This is a genomic window from Stakelama portus (genome assembly GCF_003171655.1).
Taxonomy (GTDB): Bacteria; Pseudomonadota; Alphaproteobacteria; order Sphingomonadales; family Sphingomonadaceae; genus Sphingomonas; species Sphingomonas portus.
Map to the genome: position 1 here is coordinate 1,110,055 of NZ_QFZL01000001.1, position 22,563 is coordinate 1,132,617.

Consider the following 22,563-nt stretch of genomic DNA (forward strand, 5'->3'; position numbering starts at 1 on the left):
TGAACCAAGCCTTTCGCGCGATCGGTTTGTCCCTCTATGGCCTCCAAAAGCTAAGCGTTTCCTGCAGCGCTGCCGCACGGAGCCGGCGATATCCCGGATCGAATTTCGAACGCGCGGCGTTCGTTTCCCGAATACGCTCTATCGCGACCAACTAGTATCATTTGACACTAGTTTTGCAGTGGCGATATGATGCGGCCATGCAGGAGAGTGTCATGACCCGCCCCGAAAATCCCCTTGGCCTGAACGGCTTCGAATTTGTCGAATTCACGTCGCCCGATCCCGAGGCGATGGCGCGCCAGTTCGAACAGATGGGCTTCGTCCCCAGCCACCGCCATCCGACCAAGGACGTCACCCGCTATAAGCAGGGTCGCATCAACCTGATGCTCAATCGCGACAGCGAAGGCCGCGTCGCCGAATTCCGCAAGGCGCATGGCGCATCGGCAAGCGCGATGGCGTTCCGCGTCAACGACCCGCAACAGGCACTGAAATGGGCGCTGGAACATGGCGCCGAAGCGACCGAGGAAGACGATACCGTCATCCAGGGGATCGGTGGTTCCTATCTTTATTTCATCCAGGACGGCAGCGACCTTTATGCCGATTGGGAAGAGATCCCCGGCTGGCAGCAGGCGGAAAAGGAAAACAATGTCGGGCTCGATCTGCTCGACCACCTGACGCACAATGTCCGTCGCGGCCAGATGCGGGTGTGGAGCGAATTCTACCGCACGCTGTTCGGGTTCGAGGAACAGAAATATTTCGACATCAAGGGCAAGGCGACCGGCCTGTTCAGCCAGGCGATGATCGCCCCGGACAATGCGATCCGCATTCCCCTGAACGAAAGTCAGGACGAAAATTCCCAGATCGAGGAATTCCTCCGCGAATATCAGGGCGAAGGCATTCAGCACCTCGCGCTGACCACCGACAATATCTATGACACGGTTGAGAAGCTGCGCGAGCGCGGCGTCAATCTGCAGGATACGATCGAGACCTATTATGAGCTGGTCGACAAGCGCGTCGGTCCGCATGACGAGGATCTCGCCCGACTGCGCAAGAACCGTATCCTGATCGACGGCAACAAGGAGGAAGGCATCCTCCTGCAGATTTTCACCGAAAACATGTTCGGCCCGATTTTCTTTGAGATCATTCAGCGCAAGGGCAATGAAGGGTTCGGAAACGGGAACTTTCAGGCGCTTTTCGAGTCGATTGAGCTCGACCAGATTCGCCGCGGCGTGATCAAGGTGGACTCCTGATCGACGAGTTGGAGAGGAAGGCCGGGGGAGCACGCCAGTTGCGTTCGCGTCGCTCACCCCGGCCGCAATATCGTCGAGACAGCGGAGGCGGCCGTGACTGACTATTTCCCCGGATTCGGCAATCATGTGGCAACGGAGGCGGTTGCCGGCGCCCTGCCCCATGGTCGCAATTCACCACAGCGCCCGGCATTCGGCCTCTATGCCGAACAGCTGTCGGGCACGGCGTTCACGGCGCCGCGTGCGGAAAATCGCCGCAGCTGGCTCTATCGCATGCGGCCCAGCGCCGAACATCCGCCGTTCACGCGCTACAGCGGCGCGCCGCTGTTCGGCGCGGATATTCCGGATACGCCGCTGACACCCAATCGCCTGCGCTGGTCGCCGATATCGGCGTCTGAAGGTGCGACGGACCTGATCGATTCGATGGTGACGATGCTCGCCAATTGCGATCCGGCGACGCTCGAAGGGGTGACGGTGCATCTATATGCCGCGAACCGCGACATGGATCGCCGCGCGTTCGTCAATGCCGATGGCGAGCTGTTGTTCATCCCGCAACAGGGCCGAGTGACATTGCTGACCGAGCTTGGCCGGATCGACGTGGCGCCGGGCCAGATCGCGCTGGTCCCTCGCGGCGTACGCTTTCGCGCGCTGCTGCCCGACGGATCGGCGCGCGGTTATGTCACCGAAAATCACGGCAGCCTCTTCCGCCTGCCCGACCTCGGCCCGATCGGTGCCAATGGCCTGGCCAATCCGCGCGATTTCGAAACGCCCGCCGCCTGGTTCGAGGATCGCGACGAACCCTTCGAACTCATCCAGAAATATCTGGGTACGCTGTGGACGACGACGCTCGACCACAGCCCGCTCGACGTGGTCGCCTGGCACGGCAATCTGGCGCCGTGGCGCTACGATCTTGCGCGCTTCAATACGATCGGCACGGTCAGTTACGACCATCCCGATCCGTCGATTTTCACTGTGCTGACCTCGCCCAGCGACGTGCCCGGGCGCGCCAATGCCGATTTCGTGATCTTTCCGCCGCGATGGATGGTCGCCGAAGACACATTCCGTCCCCCCTGGTTCCACCGCAACGTGATGTCGGAAGCGATGGGCCTGATCCACGGCGCCTATGATGCCAAGGCGGACGGGTTCGTGCCGGGCGGCCTCAGCCTCCACAATCTGATGGCGGGACACGGGCCGGACAAGCCGAGCTGGGAAGCGGCGAGCAATGCCGAACTCGCCCCGCACAAGATCGAAGACACCATGGCGTTCATGGTCGAAACCTGCTGGCCCTATCGACCGACCCGCCATGCCCTCGACACCGCGCAACCCGATTATGACAAGGCATGGGCGGATTTCCCCAAGGCGCAATTGCCTTGAGCACCCGCATCGCCGCCCCGCCATTGCGAACGATCGCCGGTCCCGCGTGAGCGAGCGCCTGACCGCCACGCCGTCGGGCGTCGATCTGGGCCCGCTGGAAATCGTTCCCGACGGTGGCGCGCGCAATTACGTGCTCGAAATGAAGGCTGGCCGCTTTCACGGCTTCGTTGTCCGCAAGGGCGATACGGTGCACGGCTATGTCGACCGGTGCCCGCATATGGGCCTGCCGCTGGCGCAGGAGCTGGACCACTATCTGACGCAGGACCGCAAATTGATCGCCTGTTCCTGGCATGGCGCGCTGTTTCGCATCGCCGATGGCCAATGCGTCGGCGGGCCGTGCAGCGGCACCCACCTCCAGCCATGGCCGGTAACGGTGCGCGACGGCAATATCGTCACTGCCTGAACCGTTCAGGCGACTTTGCCGCGCTTTTCGACAGGATTGGAAAACACCATTTCGCGGTCGATCCGGCCATAGCGCAGCGTCAGCAGATCGCGGACATAGTTCTGATTGACGCGCCATGGATCGCGATGCCCCTGGCGCGGAAACTGCCCCAGCCCGCGCTTGATATAGCCCGACGAAAAATCGAGCAGCGGCGTTTCCTCGACAGGCGCATCGACGCGGGGCGTCACTTGCCGCATGCCCCGCGCCTTCATCGCGTTGAGCAGCCGGCAGACATAGGCGCAGCTGAGATCGACCTTCAGCGTCCAGGACGCATTGGTATAGCCGAACGATGAGGCGAGGTTCGGCACATCCGAATACATCAGCCCCTTATAGGCAACCGATTGCGACAGATCGATCGGTTCGCCGTCGCGGCTGAGCGCCATCCCGCTCGCCAGCTGCATTTCCAGCCCCGTCGCCGTGACCACCAGATCGGCCGGCAGTTCCTCGCCCGATGTCAGGCGTATTCCCTCGCGCGTAAAGCAGTCGATCGTGCCGGTGGCGACGCTCGCCCTGCCCTGTCGGATCGCCGTAAACAGATCGGCGTCGGATACCAGACACAACCGCTCGTCCCAGGGATTGTAGCGCGGCGTGAAATGCGTGGCGGTGTCGTATTCGGGGCCGAGTTCGTCCTGCACCATGGCGATCAGCCGCTGCTTGACCTTTTCCGGCCGCCGCCGCGCGAGATTGAAGAAGAATTGCTGGAGCAGCACATTTTTCCAGCGAACCAGCCCGGAAGCGGCGCTGGCGGGTAGCAGCCGATGGAGCCGGTTCGAAACCGCGTCGCGTGACGGTCGCGCGACCATATAGCTGGGCGAACGCTGGAGCATCGTCACATGCGCGGCCTTTTCGGCCAGCGCCGGGACAAGCGTGACTGCCGTCGCGCCGCTGCCGATCACGATGACACGCTTGCCGGTCCAGTCGATATCTTCGGTCCAGAATTGCGGATGGACGATGCGCCCGGCGAAATCCTCACGCCCCGCAAAGTCCGGCATATAGCCCCGGTCGTATCGATAATAGCCGGTGCACAGGAACAGGAAGCGGCAGCAATATTGGCGCTCCCCGCCATCGCTGCGCGTCACCGTCACGCGCCACACCGCCTCCTGCGTCGACCAGTCGGCGCGCGTCACGCGCTCGCCCGTGCGGATATGTTTATCGATCCCGAATTTGCGCGCGGTATCGTTCAGATATTGCAGGATCGATTCGCCATCCGCGATCGCCTTTTCCCCGCGCCATGGATGGAACGCATAGCCCAGCGTGTGCATGTCGCTGTCCGAACGCACGCCGGGATAGCGGAACAAGTCCCAGGTACCGCCAGGTGAATCGCGCGCTTCGAGGATCGCATAGCTGCGGTCCGGGCATTTATCCTGAAGGTGATAGCCGGCACCGATCCCGGAGATACCCGCTCCCACCACCAGAACGTCGAAAAATTCGCCCATCGGCCACCCTCCGGCGGCCTGTATCTCATTCCGGCCAGGTTGCCGCAACGCGCTTAGTAATCCTTCGAATAGCGCAGGCTGACGCTCGACCCGCCGAACGATCCGGTCTGCGAAAGGACGCTCAGCGCCCGCGTCAGAGCGATTTCCAGCTGCGTGGCGGTAAAGCCGCGCGCATCGGTGATGATTTCGACATAGATGTCGTTGGTGATGTACTGGCCCGCAGCGAGCGCCGTTCCGCGCCCGCTTGCCTCATCGCTGCTCAGGATGCGCAGCCGGTCGATCCCCGCCGCCTGGCGCAGTTCGCCCAGCGGGTTGAGCCCGCCGCCGGTCGAGCGCAGCGAATTGAGCGCAGCCGCAAGCTGGATCGCTTCGGTTGCCGACAGGTCGGTCACGGAACTGCCGAACAACAGTCGCGAGAGCACTTCGTCCTGCGGCAGCGCTGGCGAGGAGCTGAAACTGATATCGGGCTTCTGCGCATTGCCGGAGATGAGAATCGACGCAGTCACATCCTCGGCAGTCGTGCTTGCCGTAATATTGAGGCTGGGATTGGCGAGCTCTGCCCCTTCGAAGCTCACCGTGCTGCGACGGCTGAGCTCGAACCGGCGCCCTGCGAAGGAATATTGGCCTTCGACGACCTGCGCCGACCCACCGATCCGGGGATTGGCTGCAGTGCCGCCGATCGTGATCCGGGCGGACCATTCCGAATCCAGCCCCATGCCGGAAACATAGAGCTGATTGTCCGCGCTGATCACGAGATCGAGCCGAATGGGGTGCGCCGTTCCGGAGCGATCGGGCCGACGATAGCCACTGTCATCGCTGCCCGGCTGCAACCGCCGCACGCCGCGAAGCTCCGCCACTTGGGCCGAGCCCTGGCGAATGATCTCATAGCGCGCTTCGGGAATCGTAAGCCGCCCACGGACAAGCGCCGAGCGCGCATCGTTGGTGACTTCGATCCAGCCATTCGCGACGCCCTCCAGCGCATCGCTGCGCGCCAGCTGGGCATTGTCGAATTCCGCACGCAACTGAACCGGGAAACCCGCATCGGCGGACAGGCCGATCTGGCCCTTTGCCTTGACCGTGCCCGATCCCGCACGGGCGGACACATCGCTGAGGATGAGCTGATCGTTCGAGAATCGGCCCTCGACTTTCATATTGGTCAGCCGCGTGCCGTAATTCTCATTCTCATAGGTCAGGTTGCTGGCCCGGACGATGCCGTTGAGTTGCGGCGAGCGGACGCGGCCGGAGAAATCGGCGGCGATCCCGATCGGGCCGCTCAATGTCTGGCCGGGTTGCCCGGCAAGCGAGAAAAGCACCGTCGAGGGACCGTTATAGCGCAGTCCCCCCGAAAGCGGCGCGGCCAGCAGTCGTTCGCGCCAGCTGCCCGATCCCGGCGGAAGCGGGCGGAGCGTCACGATCGCGCGGCCGATCGTCGTCGTGCCCCGCTTGATCAGCGCGCGCCCGTCGCCGCCATCGGGCAACAGCTTGCCCACGAAACTGATATTCACCGGTGTCGAAACCGTCGCGATGCTCGACCGCGTGAAGTTGGAGATTTCGAGCCGCGCATCGGCCAGCGGGAATGCCGCCGGATTCGCCTGCTGGAAATCGAGGCTGCCCGAAGCGGTGCCGCCGATGCCCAGCCCCGGGACAAAGCCATTCGCCACCGAAAGATCGAGTTCGTCGAGACGCAATTGCGCCGTCAATCCATCGCCATAGGTGCCTGCGATCCGCGCCGAACCCTTGTCGAATTCGATCCGCGTCGGCTGAAGCCGATATTTCCCGTCGGATAGTGCGATCCGCGCCGGGCTGGGGGTCTTAAACGAAATTCCGTTCCCCTGCCCCTGCAGCGCGACCAGCCATTGTTGTGGCGACAGCCGTGCATTGGCGGCGACTTCAAAAGCGACTCCGGTCGATCCGTTGGCGACCAGCTGCGCCGTCCCGTTACCGCCGCGATAATCGATCTTTGCACGCGCACGGGTGATGACGAAGCTGCCATTTTCGAAATTGGCAAGCTGGGCGTCGGCCACGATGTGCGGCGTATCGGCAAGCAGGATCGTGGCATCGACGATGGCGCGACCGATCCGCATATCCTGAGCGCCCGGGATACGCGCATTGGACGCGCGCGCCGAAATCACTGCCTGCTGATCGCCGCCGACCGCTGCCAGCTGCGCATTGCCCGAAACCCCGGAACCGGCGAAATCGAGCTGCCCGGCAAAGGGTCCGGCCGGCGTCTGGTTGAGCCGCCCGCGAATTTCGACGCCGGCGAACAGCGCCTTTCGTACATCCACCGTCAGCGCATTGCCGGTGGCGACCAGGACGTCGGCGCTGAACGGACCGTAATCGGTGCCTCCGGTCGCCTGAACGGCATATCGGCCATTGTCGCCGCGCACCCGCGCGACCAGATCGGTCAGCCCGACACCCAGCCCCGGACGCGGCGCCCGCAACAGCATTTCGGGATTGGTGAGCGACCCCGTCACGCGCGCCTGCAACGGCCCATATTGCTCGGAATAGGCATCGGCATTGACCAGCAACGCACCTTTGGGATCATAGCGGCCCGAACCCGATGTCACGCGGAATTGCGGCGCGCGGACCTTCAGATTACTGAAGGTGATGACGCCTTCGGGATCATAGCCCAGCCGAACCGACGCCACGGCGTTGCCACCCAGGAAATTGCGCGCGCCATCGTTGAAAATCCGCTTCGTCGTGCCGGCGATATGGCCGCGAATGCCCCAACCGCCATTGGGCCCGGGATAGAGTTCGGCATCGGTCGAAACGCTGACGATGCCGACGCCGTCAATCTCATAATCATTGACGCGCCCCTTGAGCCCGCCGGTATAGCGGCCATCGCCCAGATCGGCGGCAATGATCGCGGTCGCGTCGATGCGATCGGATTTCAGGCGCAGATTGTCCGACAAAAGCTGATCGCCATTGATCGCAATGTCGCCGACCATGGTCAGATTGGTGACCAGCCCGCCGACTGCAGCATTCAGCCCGGTCACGCGCGCCGCCCGTGCGTTCACCGGGATCAGGATCCGGTCGGCATCAACCTTGGCGCGCCCTTCGGCATAGACTTGCTCGGCATAGGTTTCGCCGAAACCCAACGCACCGGCGCTCAGCTTGTAATCGACGGTCGGCGTCGCGAACGCGCCATCGAGCGCCACCGCAGCACGCACCGAACGCCCGACCAGATTGGGCGCAATCGCGCCGGGTTTCAGCAACAGGGCCTCGGCCCGGAAACCGTCGAACAGATTGCGGCGAAGGTCGAGCTTGCCCTGGGCCAGGAACGCCAGCACGTCGGATTTCAGCTGGATCCGCGTATCGGCGATACGGTCGGCAAAGCTTGCATCGATTGCAACGGCAAGCTGTGGCGAGGTCAGCCGTTCGACCGGGCCTTTCAGATAAAGGCCCGGCTGGGTCATGCCGCGAATATGAAAACTGCCGTCGCGCGCCTGCAGGTTGAGATTGGCCAACTGCCCCTCGCCCAGCGTGCCGACAGCCCGGCCATCCCAGCGCTTCCAGTCGCCATCGCCTTCGATCGCGAGTGTCAGCGGCGCTTCGAGCTTGGCCAGCTCCGCGATCAATCCGCCCATCGGCGCGTTGACGCGCATGTCCAGATCGAGCTTGTTGTCTTCGGGTACCGCGTCGAGCCGCACCGTCACCCGATCGCCGCCCGCCATCCCCGGCGCCGCGAGCGTTCCGCCATTGGCGACCAGCTTTGCCTGCCCGTCGGAAAGATGCAGCGATCCTTCGACCCGGGCGACATGGCGCCTGCCGGTCACTGCCGGATCGATATCCAGCCGGCCGATCGCGAGCCGCCCCACATCGATATCGATCTGTGGCAACAGCGGCGCGTTGGGATCGGACTTGCCGGGTATCAGCTCCGGGCTTCGCATCAGATGGATCGACGGGCTGGTCAGCTCGCGGATATCGACATGATTGGAAAACAGGTCGAACGGCCGCCAGTCGAGCGCAATCTGGGGCGACGTCGCGAACGTCCCCTTCTGGTCGTTGACGCGCACGTCATGCAGGATCATCGCGCCATAGATCGACCCGTCGATCCGCCCCACCTGAACATTGAGGCCCGACGACAAGGTATAGTTGCTCAACTGCTCGGCGACGATGTTCCGCCCGAACTGGGTATTGAGGACCAGCAGCAGCGCGCCGATCAGCGCAACCACGCACCCCAGCGCGATACCCGCCCATTTTGCAATGCGCAGCCCCAGCGGCGGACGTTCGATAATCCGTTCGGCCTGCGTTTCCCCCGTCGTCGCGATGTCGTCGGCCGGAGTTTCGGGCGTGCGTTCGTCGCTCATCAAAATGCCTGCCCGATCGAGATATAGAGCGAGATCAGCGATTCCCCGGGCTGGCGATTGATCGGCGTCGCCACATCGAGGCGCAACGGACCGAAATTGGTGTAGAAACGCCCGCCGATGCCGGCGCCGAAGCGGATATTGCTGAAGCCGGGATAGCTGCTTTCATACACCTGACCGGCATCGACGAATGGCACGATTCCGAAATTGCCGAAGCGATACCGCGCCTCGATCGCGAATTCGTTGAAGCTGCGTCCGCCGATCGGCTTGCCGTCCGGCGCGCGCGGGCCGAGCTCCTGATAGCCAAAGCCGCGCACCGATCCGCCGCCGCCGGCATAATAGCGCCGCGACGGAGGCAGGTCGTTGCGTGCGATACCGGCGATGCTGCCGACACGCGCACGCCCGGCGATCACCAGACTGTCGGAGACCGGATAATAGGCCGTCCCCTCGACCATGCCGCGGACATAGGGGCTCACGGCGCCACGAACCGATGTTTCGGGGCTCAGGTTGAGCTTGATGCGAAATCCGCGTGTCGGGTTGAGCAAATCGTCGGACGTGTCGAAGCCGAGAAACGCAGGCAGCGCACCGATCAGCCAGGTCCCGCGATCGCGCGAATTGGTGTTGAAATTATATCGGTCCTCGTTCGATCCGACGAGCTCGGCGCCGTAATAATAGGTCCAGCGCTTTTGCCAGATCGGCGTCGATTCGACCGAAATGCGCCCCGACAGAGTGCCGGTGAAGCTTTCATACGCCTGATAGTCGCTGTGATCGATCGAGGCCTTCAGCATTACCGTGCGATCGCGACGCCCCGCATTGGAGCGCCGGAACGTGCCCGACAATCCCTGTTCCTGGGTGCCGCCGACGCCTGCAATGATCAGCGCGCCTTCGGGGGGAAAGAGATTGCGATGCGTCCAGCTGCCCTCGACGCGAATGCCCTGTCCGGTGGCATAGCCGCCTTCGACGGCCAGCGTGCGCGGCGGCCCGGCATCCTGGCGTACCAGCAGATCGACCTTCTCGGTGCCGTCGGGCGCCACTTCGCCAGTGCGTACCGGCTCCACCGACACCGTCGCGAACAGCCCGGTGGAAATCAGCGCCTGGCGAAGATCGTCGACCTTGCGGCTGTCATAGAGCTGCCCTTCCTCGAAACGCGAAAGGATGGCGATATGATCGGTGTCGAACGCCAGTTCGGAATCGTCGGACGCTGGCTCGGTCCGATATCCGCCGAACGACACGCGCGGGCCAAGATCGATCGGCAGCGTGTAGGCGCCGGTATGATCGGTTGAATCGAGCAGGATGTCGCGCTCGAGCAACGTGATGAAGGGATAGCCCTGTTGCGGCAGGCGCAGGCTGACATTGGCCTCCGCCGCCTGCACCCGCACCGCGTCGATCGGGTCGCCGACCTTGAGCGGCAATGCCTTGTCGATCAGCCCGGCGGGATCGGTCGGGTCGCTGTCGATCCTGACCGATCCGAGCGTGTAGAGCTCGCCCGGTTCGATATTGAGGACGACCGTCAGCCTGCCCGAATTGGGCGGCGTCTGTTCGATCGTGGCGACCGCCGTACCGTCATAATAGCCGACCGATTGCAGCAGCCGGACCGCCAGCTTTTCATCCTCATCGGCCCGCGCGGCGACCATTGCCGCATTGGCGGCCTTGCCGTCGCCATCCTCGAGTGCCGACAGGTCGCGGAACGTGCCTTCCAGTCCTGTCTTGCCGAATCCTTCGATACGGGTGTCGTATTGGATCGTCACATTCTCGTTGCTCGACGCGGTTTCGACTGCGGATTCGGGATCGACCTGAAACTCGGCCAGCGGCGTGAGCGGCTCGACGAATTCCGGATTTTCCGCCGCCGCTTCGGGCAGCGTATCGTCATCCTCGACCACCGGCTCGCCCGGCGGCGCAATGGGATCGGTACGTTCGATCGGCGTCAGCGGCGCATCCATGTCGTCGCTGATGGTCGGCAGCGATTCCTCGAACTGCGTTTCATCGATGATCGGGGTCTGATCCTGCTGTCCGGCATCCTGACCGGATGCGTCCTGACGCGACGGCACCTGCAACGGCGGCGCATCGTCCGGACGGTCCTGCGCCATCGCAGCCTGCGGCAGAAAGGCCGCTCCAGCCATGGCTGCGGCCCAGACCGATCCAACCCTGATCCCCAATGCGTCTCCTCCGGAGCCGCATTTCTGTCTCGGCCCTCACCAAATCCGTAACGACTGAAATGTCGATTCGCTCCACCTAGCGAAGAAACAACGTAAAATCTGCATCGGCGGTATCGCGGCGACTATTCCTTCTGCTCTTCGAGCGCTGCCGCCGCCGCTTCGATCCGCGCGAGCATGTCCATCAGCAACGCGCGTTCGCCGGGGTCAATATCGGCAAAGATACGCTGTTCCAGTTCCAGCGCCTTGGGCGCCACCTGATCATATAGCGCACGTCCGGCCGGCGAGAGGCTCAGCAGATGCGAACGCTGGTCGTGCGGATTGGGTGCGCGTTCCACCAGCCCCCGGTCGACCAGCGCGATCGCCGCCCGGCTGACCATCACCTTGTCCATCTGCGTCGCCCGACCGAGCGCCAGCTGGCTCATCGCGCCGCCTTCGGCCAGCACCGCAACCAGCCGCCATTCGGGAATACGAAGCCCGAACAGCGCCTGATAGGCAGTGGAAATCGCATTCGATGCGCGGTTCGAAGCGATCGACAGCCGATAGGGCAGGAAATCATCGAGTTTGAGCGTCGCGACCATCTGTCCTTCCGAAACTACGCCAGTCAGGTTCGTGGTTCCCACTGTGCGGATTGCACTTGACTGTTGCAATATTTGCAACTGAGGCGCTGCTTTTCGCAATTGCAAAAAACTCTGCTGCGCTGCACAAAGAACCTGCCTTTCAGGCATCCTCTCCTAAGACTTTCATGGCCGCCTTCGGGCGGCCTTTTTTTTGACCTCGCCGCGTGGCTCAGCCGATATTGAGCGGTTCCACCGTCACCTGGGGCAGCGGCAGCGCCGCATGCGCCGTCCACACGGTGAAGGCACCGGCGGCGAGCAACACGCCGAACGGCAGTTTCGCTTCCATCGCGACCCGCTTGCCATCAAGCCACATCGCCAGCACCACCGCGAGGCCGATCAGCGTCGCCGCGAGCAGCGTGAGCGGAAGCTGTTGCCATCCGAGCCACAGGCCGATCGCGCCGAACATCTTGGGATCGCCCCCGCCCAGCCCCTCGCGCCCGCGCAGCCACCGATAGCCGGTGCGGACCAGCCACAGCACAGCAAATCCGACGATCCCGCCGATAACCCGGTCGGCAAGCGGCGGTTCGGGAAGGATAGCCGCTGCGACGATACCCGCTCCGGCCAGAGTCAGCGTCATCAGGTCGGGCAACCAGAATGCAACCAGATCGAGCGCCGCAAGCATGAGCAGCAGCCATCCGAAAACCGCGCCCAGCGCGCCGCTCAGCCCCGGCGCCACAAGCCCTGCAATCACTCCGACCGCGCAACCGGCAATCTCTATCGCCAGATGGATCGGCGCGATCGGCTTGCGGCAACTGCCACAGCGCCCCCTGCCGATCGCAAAGCTCAGCACCGGCACCAGTTCGGCGGCACGCAGCGTGCGTCCACAGCCGTCGCAGCGCGATCGCCCCCGCAGCGGCGAAAGCCCGCGCGGCCAGCGAATCGCGACGGTGGCGATGAAACTGCCGAACACCAGCCCCAGCACACCCAGCACCAACGGCCATGCCCAGTCAGCCATTCGGCTTTTTCCGGATCAGATAGCGATAGACGCCGAAGATGTTGATCGCGAACAGCACCAGATTCTGCGACAATAAAGGCTCATCGTCGGAAAGCAGCGCACCGGTGATCCACGCGATGCTCGACGCCACGAACAGCACGAACCCCCAGCCGGTCACGCGCCTTCCGAAATCGAGCGAGACCATGAAGGCTGCGATGATTCCGCTGCCGGCAGCAAACCATTTCAGTATTTCGGTAAATTCCATCGGTCTCGCTCCCTGACGCTCTCATGCACGCCTCGGCGCGCCGCCACCACTCCCAAATGCGCGCCGGTTATTTGCATCGCCGCCGCCGCCGCCCTAGATCGAGCGCGCCATTCACAAAGGAGCCGTCATGTCCGCCGATCCCGTAGTCATTGCCAGCTTTGCCCGTACTCCAATGGGTGGCATGCTGGGCGCACTTGCTGACGCGACGGCGACCGAACTCGGCGCAGCGGCGGTGGCTGCGGCAGTGGAACGTGCGGGGCTGAACGCCGACGCGATCGAGAAAATCTATATGGGCTGCGTCCTGCCGGCCGGCCTGGGTCAGGCGCCCGCGCGTCAGGCTGCGATCCGCGCCGGCCTTGGCGAACATATCGAAGCGACTACGGTCAACAAGATGTGCGGATCGGGGATGCAGGCCGCGATCATGGCGGCCGACGCGCTCGCCGCCGGTTCCGCCGACGTCGTGATCGCGGGCGGCATGGAAAGCATGACCAACGCCCCCTATCTGTCGCAGCGCCATCGCGCCGGCGCCCGTATGGGGCATGACGTGCTGAAGGATCACATGTTCCTCGATGGCCTTGAGGATGCGTATGAGCCCGGCAAGGCGATGGGCGTCTTTGCCGAAGAAACCGCACGGCAATATCAGTTCACCCGCGAGGCGCAGGACGAATTTGCGATCGCCTCGCTCGATCGCGCGCAAAAGGCGCAGCAAAGCGGCGCATTCGACCGCGAAATCGTTCCGGTCGAAGTCAAGGGCCGCAAGGGGTCGACGACAGTCTCCACCGACGAACAGCCGCCCAAGGGCCGCCCGGACAAGATTCCCACGCTGAAGCCTGCCTTTGCAAAGGACGGCACGATCACCGCCGCCAATGCGTCGTCGATTTCGGACGGCGCGGCGGCCTTGGTGATGACGCGGCTCAGCGTCGCGGAAAAGCTGGGCATGACCCCGGTCGCGAAGGTGGTGGCGCATGCCGCGCACGCGCATGCCCCTGCCCTGTTCACCACCGCGCCGGTGTTCGCGATGCGCAAGGCGCTCGAAAAGGCCGGATGGGAAGTCGGCGATGTCGACCTGTTCGAAGTCAACGAAGCCTTTGCCTGCGTGGCAATGATCGCGATGCGCGATCTGGGCATCCCGCACGACATTCTGAATGTGAATGGCGGCGCCTGTGCGCTGGGCCACCCGATCGGGGCGAGCGGCGCGCGTATCATGGCGACTTTGCTTTCGGCGATGCAGGCCAAGGATCAGAAGCGCGGAATGGCATCGCTCTGCATCGGCGGCGGCGAAGCAACGGCAGTGGCGGTGGAATTGCTAGCCTGAATCACTCCGATTTGTATACCGGCGTTTCCAAAGGAGACAAAAGAGACGCCCCGCCCCACAGCAATTTCCAACACGCGCGGTTCGAAAATATCGAACTGCGCGTGTTTCGGTTTCTGGCGCTGCCCTTGCTGCAGCGGAGCAAGCGAAATCCTACATTTCAAGCGAGCGCTTCAGTTCAGGCAAACCTCAACCTCCTATTCATATTCTACCTGCTTAGCCTATTTACGTCTCTATGAGCCGTCCTGAGGACCTTCTGCCCTACAAGGGAAGCATCATCCACGAGATGTTTCTCCATACTGCGGACGAAAACTACATCACCGCTCGGTGGTGTTTCGAAAACTCTCTTATAACTGACTTTTTTTGGAATTCGGTTCACGCTCTCGAAAAATACATGAAGGCTATACTGCTCTTCAATGGTCAATCAGTAAAGAATTATGGGCACAATCTTCGCGAACTATACAATTCTGTTGAATTGATTGCTTATGATCTATTACCAAAAGATTTGCAACAGCCGAGAAATCTGAGAATTTCTGACTGGAACGATATGTCTCCCAGCAATTTTTTTGAAAATGCTAGACAGGAACGGCAATGCGGATAATCGCTATTTGACATATGGATATGTACAACATCCATGGTATCTGCACATGGTAGATTCGATGGTGTGGACGGTGCGGCGGCTCGCGTTACCGTTAGACTCACCGATAAGTCACAATAGTCGTGATGCTGATGTACCTAGCATTCGTGAAGTTCTATGCAGGCAACCTGAATTTTCTTTTCATTTCTCTTTGCCGATAGAAAAGCTGATCCGAAAAACTGACTCTCCGAGTCGAAGGGCGCTGTTGAATAACAACTGCGCCTTTGCCCCCGATGACTATCCCCACGAACCTGGACGTAGCGGGTTCTCGGCACGGAATCCCGTTCTCTTACGGGAGATCCTCAAACCACTTCAAAGCGAAGACCCGCAACAGGCTCAGCGCGGCTATAGCATAGCTAAATGGCTTCTCGAAAACACCCAACAGTCGAAAGCAGTTAGGAATGAAATTCAAGCTGCAATGGATGCCGTTCAGAGAGCTCAAAACAAAACTCAGTAGAACATTTTTCCAAACTATTGCACCTGCTCGCCCGGATCGGTGCCCCAGAGCTTGCTTTGTTCGACATAACCGGCACGGCCACGGACATCGAACCAGCACCATCCGCGCGCGCATCTGCTGATCCGGCCGACAACGCCGGGTTCGGCGCGGTAATTCACATGCGCATTGAAATCCGGGCGTGCGCGCATTTCGGCGATCGCGCCCACCACCATGCCGGTCCTGGTGTCGCTGAGCAGCCCGACCTGCATCCATCCCTGGGTGCCGTCCGGATCCTCGATCTTTCGCCAGTCCTGATACCGGGCGATCACGCGGATCGGCAGGTCCGCACGCCGATAGAACCAGCTTGCCGGATAGTTGCGGCCCGGCCCGGTGCGCATCCGCGCTTCGGATGCGGAGATCGACGCATAATAAGGCGGCTGCCGCTGCGCCTCGGCCTTGCCGAGACCGAGCATGAACAGTCCGAGCACCGAAACGCACGCCGCCAACCAGCCGAAATTTCGCATATTGTCCCCTGAGAGCCCTGTCGGCTCTTATCGTGACGACTCGCCGCGCTTCAACCCGATATGATGCGCATATCGGGACAATGGCCGGTTTGCAGCCCGGATCAGCCGAGCGCCGTCAACCACTCCGCGATCGCCGCCGATCCGGCGGCGACGGCGCCCGCTCCCAGCCGTGCCATGTCGGCGCGCACGCCATCGGGATCGACACCGGCACCAGCGACATAGTCCCGTCCGCGATCGAGCCAGATTTCGACCTGCGCCAGCTCGCCGATCTCGCCATGAAATTGCAGGCCGAGCAGATTGCCGCGCGAAAACGCCTGATTGGCGCAGCCTTGCGATGCGGCGAGATGCGTGGCTCCGGGCGGAATGGCAAAGGTCTCGCCATGCCAGTGCAACACCGACGTATCGGCAAAATGGCGCAACGCGCTGGCCTGTCCCGCCGGCGTCAGCGTCAGCGGCGCAAATCCGATCTCACGCACCGGGCTCGCAGTCACCTCTGCTCCCATCGCCCGCGCCATCACCTGCCCGCCCAGACAAATGCCGAGCGTCGGCAGATCGGCAGCGCAGCGCCGGGCGACTCCTTCGATTTCGGGCGGCATCCATGGGCAGGAATCGCCGTCATGCACGCTCATCGGACCGCCCATCAGCACCAGCAGATCGGGCGCCGACCAGTCGAAACCGGTCAGCGCCGCGGCGGCGACGCTTTCGATCGCATATCCCGCCTGATCGATCGGCGCGCGATAGGCAGCGAGCGGCTCGAAATCGATATGCTCGACGACCACACACCGCTTCATGGCGATCAGTCGCCGGTCAGGATGCGATCGACGAGCTGTTTCACCGACGGAACGAAGCCGTTCGAGTAGAACGGGTCCTTCTTGAAATTGAACGCCGAATGGCCCGCGAACATCAGATTCTGATCGACTTCGCCGCCATGGGCGATTTCCTGAAGCGTCTTTTGAATGCAGAAGCTGCGCGGATCGGCCAGGCGGCCGGTCGAATTGGTTTCGGTGTCCGCCCAGGACGAGAACTGGCACTGGCTGAGGCAGCCCATGCAATCGGCCTGATCCTTACGGATCACTGCCTTTTCCTGTTCCCCGACGAACACCAGCGTGTTGTCGGGCGTCTTGAGCGCACTGGTATAGCCGCGGCCGAACCATTCGCGGGCGCGCAACAGGTCATTGCGCGTCACCCAGAAATTCTTGCCCTTCACCCCCACGTCGAGCTGGAAGGTGTGGTCGCCCGCTTCCTCGGTCGAATAGGGGATCTGGCGTTCCGAACGCGCTTCGAGTTCGCGCAGGAACGGATTGCGCACCGCCGAGGAATAAAAGCCGGTCGGCGAGAAACGATGGAGCAGGACGTCGCCCTCCTCCAGCGTCATCAGCTTCGCCTTCCACTGTTCGGGAATCGGGCTTTCCTTGGTCAGCAGCGGACGCGTGCCGAACTGGAATGCGATCGTGCCCAGTTCGGGATTGTCGATCCAGTTGTTCCAGTCGCGCAGATACCAGACGCCACCGGCCATCACGATCGGCACGCTGTCGGGCAATCCGCCCTCGCGCATCGTTTCGCGCAGCGCCTTTACCCGCGGATAGGGGTCTTGCGGCTCCAGCGGATTTTCCGCGTTGGAAAGGCCGTTATGTCCCCCCGCGAGCCAGGGGTCTTCATAGACCACTGCCGCCAGCAGCTCCTGCGCCTTGCTATAGGCGCGTTTCCACAGCGCGCGAAACGCACGCGCCGAGCTGACGATCGGCAGATAGGAAACGCCGTAATGCGATGCGATCTCGCTCAGCTTGTACGGCATGCCCGCGCCGCAGGTGACGCCCGAAACCAGCCCCTTGGTCCGTTCGAGAACGCCGTGCAGCACGCGTTGCGCGCCGCCCATTTCCCACAGCACATTGATGTTGATCGCGCCCTTGCCGCTGGCGATTTCCCAGGCGCGCTGCACCTGCTGGACCGCGCCTTCAATGGCATAGGCGATCAGCTCCTCATGCCGTTCGCGGCGCGTGAGTGCCTTGTAAACCTGCGGCACGATCTTGCCATCGGCATCATAGCTGTCGGCATTGACTGCGGAAACCGTCCCGATGCCGCCTGCAGCGGCCCATGCGCCCGCGCTGGCATGATTGGTGGCGGCGACGCCCTTGCCGCCCTCGATCAACGGCCAGACTTCGCGGCCGTGATACTGAATGGGCGATAGACCCTTGAACAAACAAACCTCCAAAAATTTCGCGGCGATACTAGACGCTCCGTCGCCACGACGCGAGCAAATTTCCGGCCCCGCACTGCACCCGAATGACGCACGCGGCAGAACAGCTTCTGCGCGCCGCGTCAATTGCGGCTGATGACGTACGCGAAAACTGTGCTAATCGCGCCCGCGCCATGACCCAATATAAGTCCGATCTGCTCCGGCTCCTCAGCGAGCGCGGTTACATCCATCAGCTCACCGACGCCGATGCGCTCGACGCGCTCGCGGGCAAACAGGTCGTGCCCGGCTATATCGGGTTCGACGCTACGGCATCGTCGCTCCATGTCGGCAACCTCGTTTCGATCATGCTGCTGCGTCGCCTGCAACAGGCGGGGCACAAGCCGATCGTGGTGATGGGCGGCGGCACGACCAAGGTCGGCGATCCTTCGGGCAAGGACGAAGTGCGCAAGCTGCTCGACGAAGACGGGATTGCGTCCAACATCGCCTCGATCCGCAACGCGTTCGAACGGTTTCTGACCTTTGGCGACGGCCCGACCGATGCCGTGATGGTCAATAATGCCGACTGGCTCGACCGTCTGGAATATATCCCGTTCCTGCGCGATGTGGGTCGGCATTTCACGATCAACCGGATGCTGACCTTCGATTCGGTCAAGCTGCGGCTCGATCGCGAACAGCCGCTGACCTTCCTCGAATTCAATTACATGATCCTCCAGGCATATGATTTTCTGGAGCTTTCGCGCCGCGTCGGCTGCCGGCTCCAGATGGGCGGATCGGATCAGTGGGGCAATATCGTCAACGGTATCGAACTGACCCGCCGCATCGACGGGACCGAGCTCTATGGCATCACCACGCCGCTGATCACCAAAGCCGACGGGTCGAAGATGGGCAAGTCGGTCAACGGCGCGATCTGGCTCAACGAAGCACAATTGTCGCATTATGATTATTGGCAGTTCTGGCGGAACACCGACGATCGCGATGTCGGCAAGTTTCTGCGCCTGTTCACCGATCTGCCGCTCGAGGAAATCGCCCGGCTTGAAGCGCTGGAAGGCGCCGAGATCAACGAGGCCAAGAAAGTGCTGGCCGACGAAGCCACGGCGCTGTGCCGTGGCCGCGACGCCGCGCAGGCGGCTGCGGAAACCGCGCGCAAGACCTTTGAAGAAGGCGCAGCCGGCGAATCCCTGCCCAGCATGGCAGTCACCGGCGCGATCGGCATCGTCGATGCGCTGGTCGGCCTGGGCCTGAGTGCTTCGAAAGGCGAAGCGCGTCGGCTGATCAAGCAGGGTGGCGCCCGCATCGACGGCGAAAAGGTTGCTGATGAAAACGTCTCGGTCGCCATATCGGATCAACCCGTCCGCGTTTCGGCCGGGAAGAAACATCATGGGCTCCTGATCCCCCAGCAATAAACCACTGTTAATCAGCTTTATTCTATACCCATTCACACCCGTGCTCTAATCGAGCAGATGTCACAGGTGAGTTTGGCGTAGTATGCCGATGGCGAAACGGAACCTGGCGTTTTCCGACGTCAGAAAAGAAGATCGGGACGAGGTTCATTTTCGCGTGAAGGGCTATGGCCCGGATGCCCGGGAACTGCCGTTGCTCATCGTCAACCTTTCGCCGCACGGCATGATGGCGCGTTGCGACGAGGTGTTCGAAACAGGCGCGCGGATCCGGGTGACTTTTCCGATCGTCGGCGTCGTCGTCAGCGAAGTACGCTGGTCGCTTGGCGGACGCATCGGCTGCCAGTTCGATTCGGCGATCGATCTGGCAAGCTATTATGAATTGCTGGCGATGATGGTCCGCCGCTGACCCCGCGTCATCCCGAACGCAACAGGCTGACCGCCGATTCGCGTTCGAAAAGATAGAGCGCCAGCCGAGCAGCCGCGCCGCGTTCGCCCTGCAACCCGCCATCGCGATCGACCAATAACCGCGCATCGCCATTCGCGGCGGGAAGCAGTTCGGTAAGCGCTTCGGGCGTCGCCAGCCGGAACTGCATCTCCCCCGATTGCCGCGTGCCCAGCAATTCGCCCGCGCCGCGCAGCCGCAGATCCTCTTCGGCGATCCGGAACCCGTCATTGGTCTCGCGCATCAGCGCCAGCCGCGCGCGCGATGTTTCGCTGAGCTGACCACCGCGCAGCAACAGGCAGATCGACTGCCCCCCGCCCCGCCCCACGCGTCCGCGCAGCTGGTGTAGCTGGGCCAGGCCGAAGCGATCGGCATGTTCGATCACGATCAGCCGGGCATTTGGGACGTCCACACCAACTTCGATCACCGTGGTCGCCACCAGTACGCCCAGCTCGCCGCTGGAAAAGCGCGCCATCACTGCGTCCTTTTCGGGTCCCTTCATCCGGCCATGGACCAGCCCGACGCGATCGCCGAAGCGGCTGCGCAAAGCCTCTGCGCGGGCTTCGGCGGCGGCCATGTCGCTTTTCTCGCTTTCCTCCACCAGCGGGCACACCCAATAGGCCTGACCTCCGCCATCGAGATGCCGCCCCAGCGCGTCGACCACTTCAACCAGCCGGTCCTCCGACACCACGCGGGTTTCGATCGGTTCGCGTCCCGGCGGCATTTCGTCGAGGCGGCTGACGTCCATTTCGCCATATTGTGCAAGCGTCAGCGTGCGTGGGATCGGCGTGGCGGTCATCACCAGAAGATGCGGCGGCCGCTCGGCCTTGGCCTGAAGCAGCATCCGCTGCGCGACGCCGAACCGATGCTGTTCGTCGACGACGACCAGCCCGAGGTCGCGATAGGTGACGCCGTCCTGAAAAATCGCGTGCGTGCCGATCAACAGGTCGATCTCGCCCGACGCCAGCCCCATCAACGTCGCTTCGCGCGCCTTGCCCTTGTCGCGCCCGGTCAGGATCGCGATCCGGATGTCGAGCCCCGCGAGCATGCGGCTCAGCGTCTCATAATGCTGGCGTGCGAGGATTTCGGTGGGTGCCAGAAACGCCCCCTGCGTCCCCGCTTCCGCCGCGATCAGCAGCGCCATCGCGGCAACCAGAGTCTTGCCCGATCCGACATCGCCCTGCAGCAGGCGCAGCATCGGCCGCGCCTGCTGCATATCGCCTTCGATTTCGGCGATGCTGCGCGCCTGTGCGCCGGTGGGGGCATAGGGCAGCTTCAGCGCGTCGCGCAGCCTCCCGTCGCCTTTCAGCGCCCTCCCCCGCTTCGACCGCGCTTCGCCGCGCACCAGCAACAATGCGAGCTGGGTCGCGAAAATCTCGTCATAGGCGAGCCGCCCGCGCGCCTTTTCATCGGCGGGATCGGCATGGATGCGCGCGAGCGCCTCGTGCCAGCGCGGCCATTGCTGTTTGGCGAGCAACCCCGGCTCGATCCATTCGGGAAGCTCCGGCGCGCGTTCCAGCGCCTGTTCGACCAGCCCCGCAATCCGCTTGGACGTCATTCCCTCGGTAAGCGGATAGATCGCCTCGCGCCCCGGCAATTCCCCGGCTTCCTGAGGCGGGCAGACGATGTCGGGATGAATGATCTGAAGTTCCTGGCCATAGGTTTCGAGCTTGCCCGACACGAACCGGGGTTCGTTCAGGGGAAAGAGCTTCTTCACCCATCCGGAATTGGCGCGAAAATAGACGAGGCTGACATGATTTCCCGCGCCGTCCACTGCCTGCACCCGTGCCGGCGCGCGTGCACTCGTACCGATGCGATAACTGACCGGCGTCAGCGTGATCGCGACTACGCGACCGGCATCGGCAATATCGAGCTCCTCGCGCGGGATTCGGTCGATCCAGCCGGTGGGAAGGTGGAACAGAATATCGACGACGCGCGAAAGCCCAAGCCGTTCGAGCGGCTTGGCAAGCTGGTTCCCCACGCCCTTCAGGACGGTGATTTCGGCAAATAACGGATTGAGACGTTCGGGACGCATGCCCCCGGATTAGACACTCGATGCGCGTCCGCCAATCGCGCAGACGCATCGCGCGAAGGATCAGCGCCGCGTCTGCGCCTCGATCGCTTCCAGAACCTCGGGCACTTTCGATCCCAGAACGATTTCGTGGGTTTCGGTAAAGGAAATGACGCTCACTTCGTCTTCCGCCATCGCAATGGTGGAAACGGCGCGCACTGCAGAGATGTTGACGAGCAACGGCTCTCCGTTGATCGATTTCAGCATCACGAAGGTCGGCGTGTTGGTCATTCCCTGGCTACCCAATGGTTGCAGCGATCGGCTTTTGCCTCCCCTCTTCATAGGCGCATTTTTCCCGAAGCGACCGAAACGGCGTCATTTTCCTGCGCCCGCCCCCTGGTCCGCAGGGGGCTAGCGCAGTGCGGCATCGCGGCCTATCTAGCCCCACAACCGCTTTTTCACCCGGCCGCGACAGCGCGTTCGGGCATATCGCTATTGGAGGCTTATGGACCGCGAAACCCGCCTGAAGCGCCTGCGCTTTCGCGCCTGGCATCGCGGAACCAAGGAAGCCGACCTGATGATCGGCGGCTTTTTCGACCGGCGCCATGCCGAATGGAACGATGAAGACATCGCCTGGTTCGAAACCTTCCTTGAGGAACAGGATGTCGACATCATGGCATGGGCGCTGGGCGTACAGCCGGTGCCGATCCGCTATGCCGGACCGATGATGGCGAGCCTGAAAAACGTCAACTACGTCCCGATCGCGGAATAGCCCTTTCGCCCCGTATGAAACGACATTGCTTCGCCGGCCTCGGCATCAAAGGCTGAC

19 protein-coding genes are annotated in these 22,563 nt (G+C 62.6%); 8 read left to right on the plus strand and 11 right to left on the minus strand.

Going from position 1 to position 22,563, the window contains the following annotated elements:
- Window positions 1–212: 212 nt before the first annotated feature.
- From hppD to DKB74_RS05225, 3 genes are all read left to right on the plus strand, one after another.
- Complete coding sequence (gene hppD, locus DKB74_RS05215; RefSeq protein WP_109806975.1) at window positions 213–1,247, plus strand: 4-hydroxyphenylpyruvate dioxygenase; 1,035 nt, start codon at window positions 213–215, stop codon at window positions 1,245–1,247.
- A 93-nt stretch (window positions 1,248–1,340) separates the two neighbouring features.
- On the plus strand, window positions 1,341–2,618 hold the full coding sequence (gene hmgA, locus DKB74_RS05220) for a homogentisate 1,2-dioxygenase (RefSeq protein WP_109806976.1): 1,278 nt from the start codon (window positions 1,341–1,343) through the stop codon (window positions 2,616–2,618).
- Window positions 2,619–2,664: 46 nt separating this feature from the next.
- Entirely contained in the window at window positions 2,665–3,021 is a 357-nt protein-coding gene (locus DKB74_RS05225) for a Rieske (2Fe-2S) protein (RefSeq protein WP_239987378.1), read from the plus strand.
- A 5-nt stretch (window positions 3,022–3,026) separates the two neighbouring features.
- Here the strand turns inward: DKB74_RS05225 and DKB74_RS05230 are convergent, their stop codons facing one another.
- The 6 genes from DKB74_RS05230 to DKB74_RS05255 all read right to left on the minus strand — a co-directional run bounded on the left by DKB74_RS05230 (window position 3,027) and on the right by DKB74_RS05255 (window position 12,775).
- Window positions 3,027–4,496 carry a flavin-containing monooxygenase gene (locus DKB74_RS05230; RefSeq protein WP_109806978.1) on the minus strand — a complete coding sequence of 490 codons (1,470 nt, stop codon included), beginning with the start codon at window positions 4,494–4,496 and terminating at the stop codon, window positions 3,027–3,029.
- A 53-nt stretch (window positions 4,497–4,549) separates the two neighbouring features.
- Window positions 4,550–8,806, minus strand: coding sequence for a translocation/assembly module TamB domain-containing protein (locus tag DKB74_RS05235; protein WP_109806979.1), 4,257 nt, complete (start codon window positions 8,804–8,806; stop codon window positions 4,550–4,552).
- Window positions 8,806–10,923 carry an autotransporter assembly complex protein TamA gene (locus DKB74_RS05240; protein WP_109806980.1) on the minus strand — a complete coding sequence of 706 codons (2,118 nt, stop codon included), beginning with the start codon at window positions 10,921–10,923 and terminating at the stop codon, window positions 8,806–8,808. Before DKB74_RS05240 ends, DKB74_RS05235 begins: the two co-directional genes overlap by 1 nt.
- Window positions 10,924–11,081: 158 nt before the next feature.
- A complete protein-coding gene (locus DKB74_RS05245) occupies window positions 11,082–11,537 on the minus strand; it encodes a MarR family winged helix-turn-helix transcriptional regulator (RefSeq protein ID WP_109807142.1) in 456 nt (151 codons plus the stop codon).
- A 208-nt stretch (window positions 11,538–11,745) separates the two neighbouring features.
- Window positions 11,746–12,531: a prepilin peptidase gene (locus DKB74_RS05250; RefSeq protein ID WP_109806981.1), complete on the minus strand. Its 786-nt coding sequence runs from the start codon at window positions 12,529–12,531 to the stop codon at window positions 11,746–11,748.
- Window positions 12,524–12,775, minus strand: coding sequence for a hypothetical protein (locus DKB74_RS05255; protein ID WP_193504362.1), 252 nt, complete (start codon window positions 12,773–12,775; stop codon window positions 12,524–12,526). The genes DKB74_RS05250 and DKB74_RS05255 overlap by 8 nt, the downstream gene beginning before the upstream one ends.
- 127 nt (window positions 12,776–12,902) lie before the next feature.
- Here DKB74_RS05255 and DKB74_RS05260 point away from each other — a divergent pair, with 127 nt between their 5' ends.
- Together DKB74_RS05260 and DKB74_RS19120 are read left to right on the plus strand one after the other, a co-directional pair.
- On the plus strand, window positions 12,903–14,090 hold the full coding sequence (locus DKB74_RS05260; RefSeq protein ID WP_109806982.1) for an acetyl-CoA C-acyltransferase: 1,188 nt from the start codon (window positions 12,903–12,905) through the stop codon (window positions 14,088–14,090).
- A gap of 283 nt (window positions 14,091–14,373) precedes the next feature.
- Window positions 14,374–14,688: a HEPN domain-containing protein gene (locus DKB74_RS19120; protein ID WP_420822398.1), complete on the plus strand. Its 315-nt coding sequence runs from the start codon at window positions 14,374–14,376 to the stop codon at window positions 14,686–14,688.
- Between the two features lie 507 nt (window positions 14,689–15,195).
- Here DKB74_RS19120 and DKB74_RS05270 read toward each other — a convergent pair.
- The 3 genes from DKB74_RS05270 to DKB74_RS05280 form a co-directional block, all read right to left on the minus strand.
- Window positions 15,196–15,684: an SH3 domain-containing protein gene (locus DKB74_RS05270; protein ID WP_109806984.1), complete on the minus strand. Its 489-nt coding sequence runs from the start codon at window positions 15,682–15,684 to the stop codon at window positions 15,196–15,198.
- Window positions 15,685–15,785: 101 nt separating this feature from the next.
- Window positions 15,786–16,475: a glutamine amidotransferase-related protein gene (locus tag DKB74_RS05275; RefSeq protein ID WP_109806985.1), complete on the minus strand. Its 690-nt coding sequence runs from the start codon at window positions 16,473–16,475 to the stop codon at window positions 15,786–15,788.
- Window positions 16,476–16,480: 5 nt separating this feature from the next.
- Entirely contained in the window at window positions 16,481–17,884 is a 1,404-nt protein-coding gene (locus DKB74_RS05280) for an NAD(P)H-dependent flavin oxidoreductase (RefSeq protein ID WP_109806986.1), read from the minus strand.
- A gap of 170 nt (window positions 17,885–18,054) precedes the next feature.
- On the opposite strand from DKB74_RS05280, the gene tyrS reads away from it, so the two are divergent.
- Window positions 18,055–19,284, plus strand: coding sequence for a tyrosine--tRNA ligase (gene tyrS / locus DKB74_RS05285; protein WP_109807144.1), 1,230 nt, complete (start codon window positions 18,055–18,057; stop codon window positions 19,282–19,284).
- An 88-nt stretch (window positions 19,285–19,372) separates the two neighbouring features.
- Entirely contained in the window at window positions 19,373–19,687 is a 315-nt protein-coding gene (locus DKB74_RS05290) for a PilZ domain-containing protein (protein WP_109807145.1), read from the plus strand.
- Window positions 19,688–19,694: 7 nt separating this feature from the next.
- Here the strand turns inward: DKB74_RS05290 and recG are convergent, their stop codons facing one another.
- Window positions 19,695–21,758: an ATP-dependent DNA helicase RecG gene (recG, locus tag DKB74_RS05295; protein WP_109806987.1), complete on the minus strand. Its 2,064-nt coding sequence runs from the start codon at window positions 21,756–21,758 to the stop codon at window positions 19,695–19,697.
- A 60-nt stretch (window positions 21,759–21,818) separates the two neighbouring features.
- Window positions 21,819–22,025 (minus strand): hypothetical protein, encoded by a 207-nt coding sequence (locus DKB74_RS05300; RefSeq protein WP_239987379.1) that lies wholly within the window; start codon window positions 22,023–22,025, stop codon window positions 21,819–21,821.
- Window positions 22,026–22,239: 214 nt separating this feature from the next.
- On the opposite strand from DKB74_RS05300, the gene DKB74_RS05305 reads away from it, so the two are divergent.
- A complete protein-coding gene (locus DKB74_RS05305) occupies window positions 22,240–22,506 on the plus strand; it encodes an FAD assembly factor SdhE (RefSeq protein WP_109806989.1) in 267 nt (88 codons plus the stop codon).
- The last annotated feature ends 57 nt before the right edge of the window (window positions 22,507–22,563 follow it).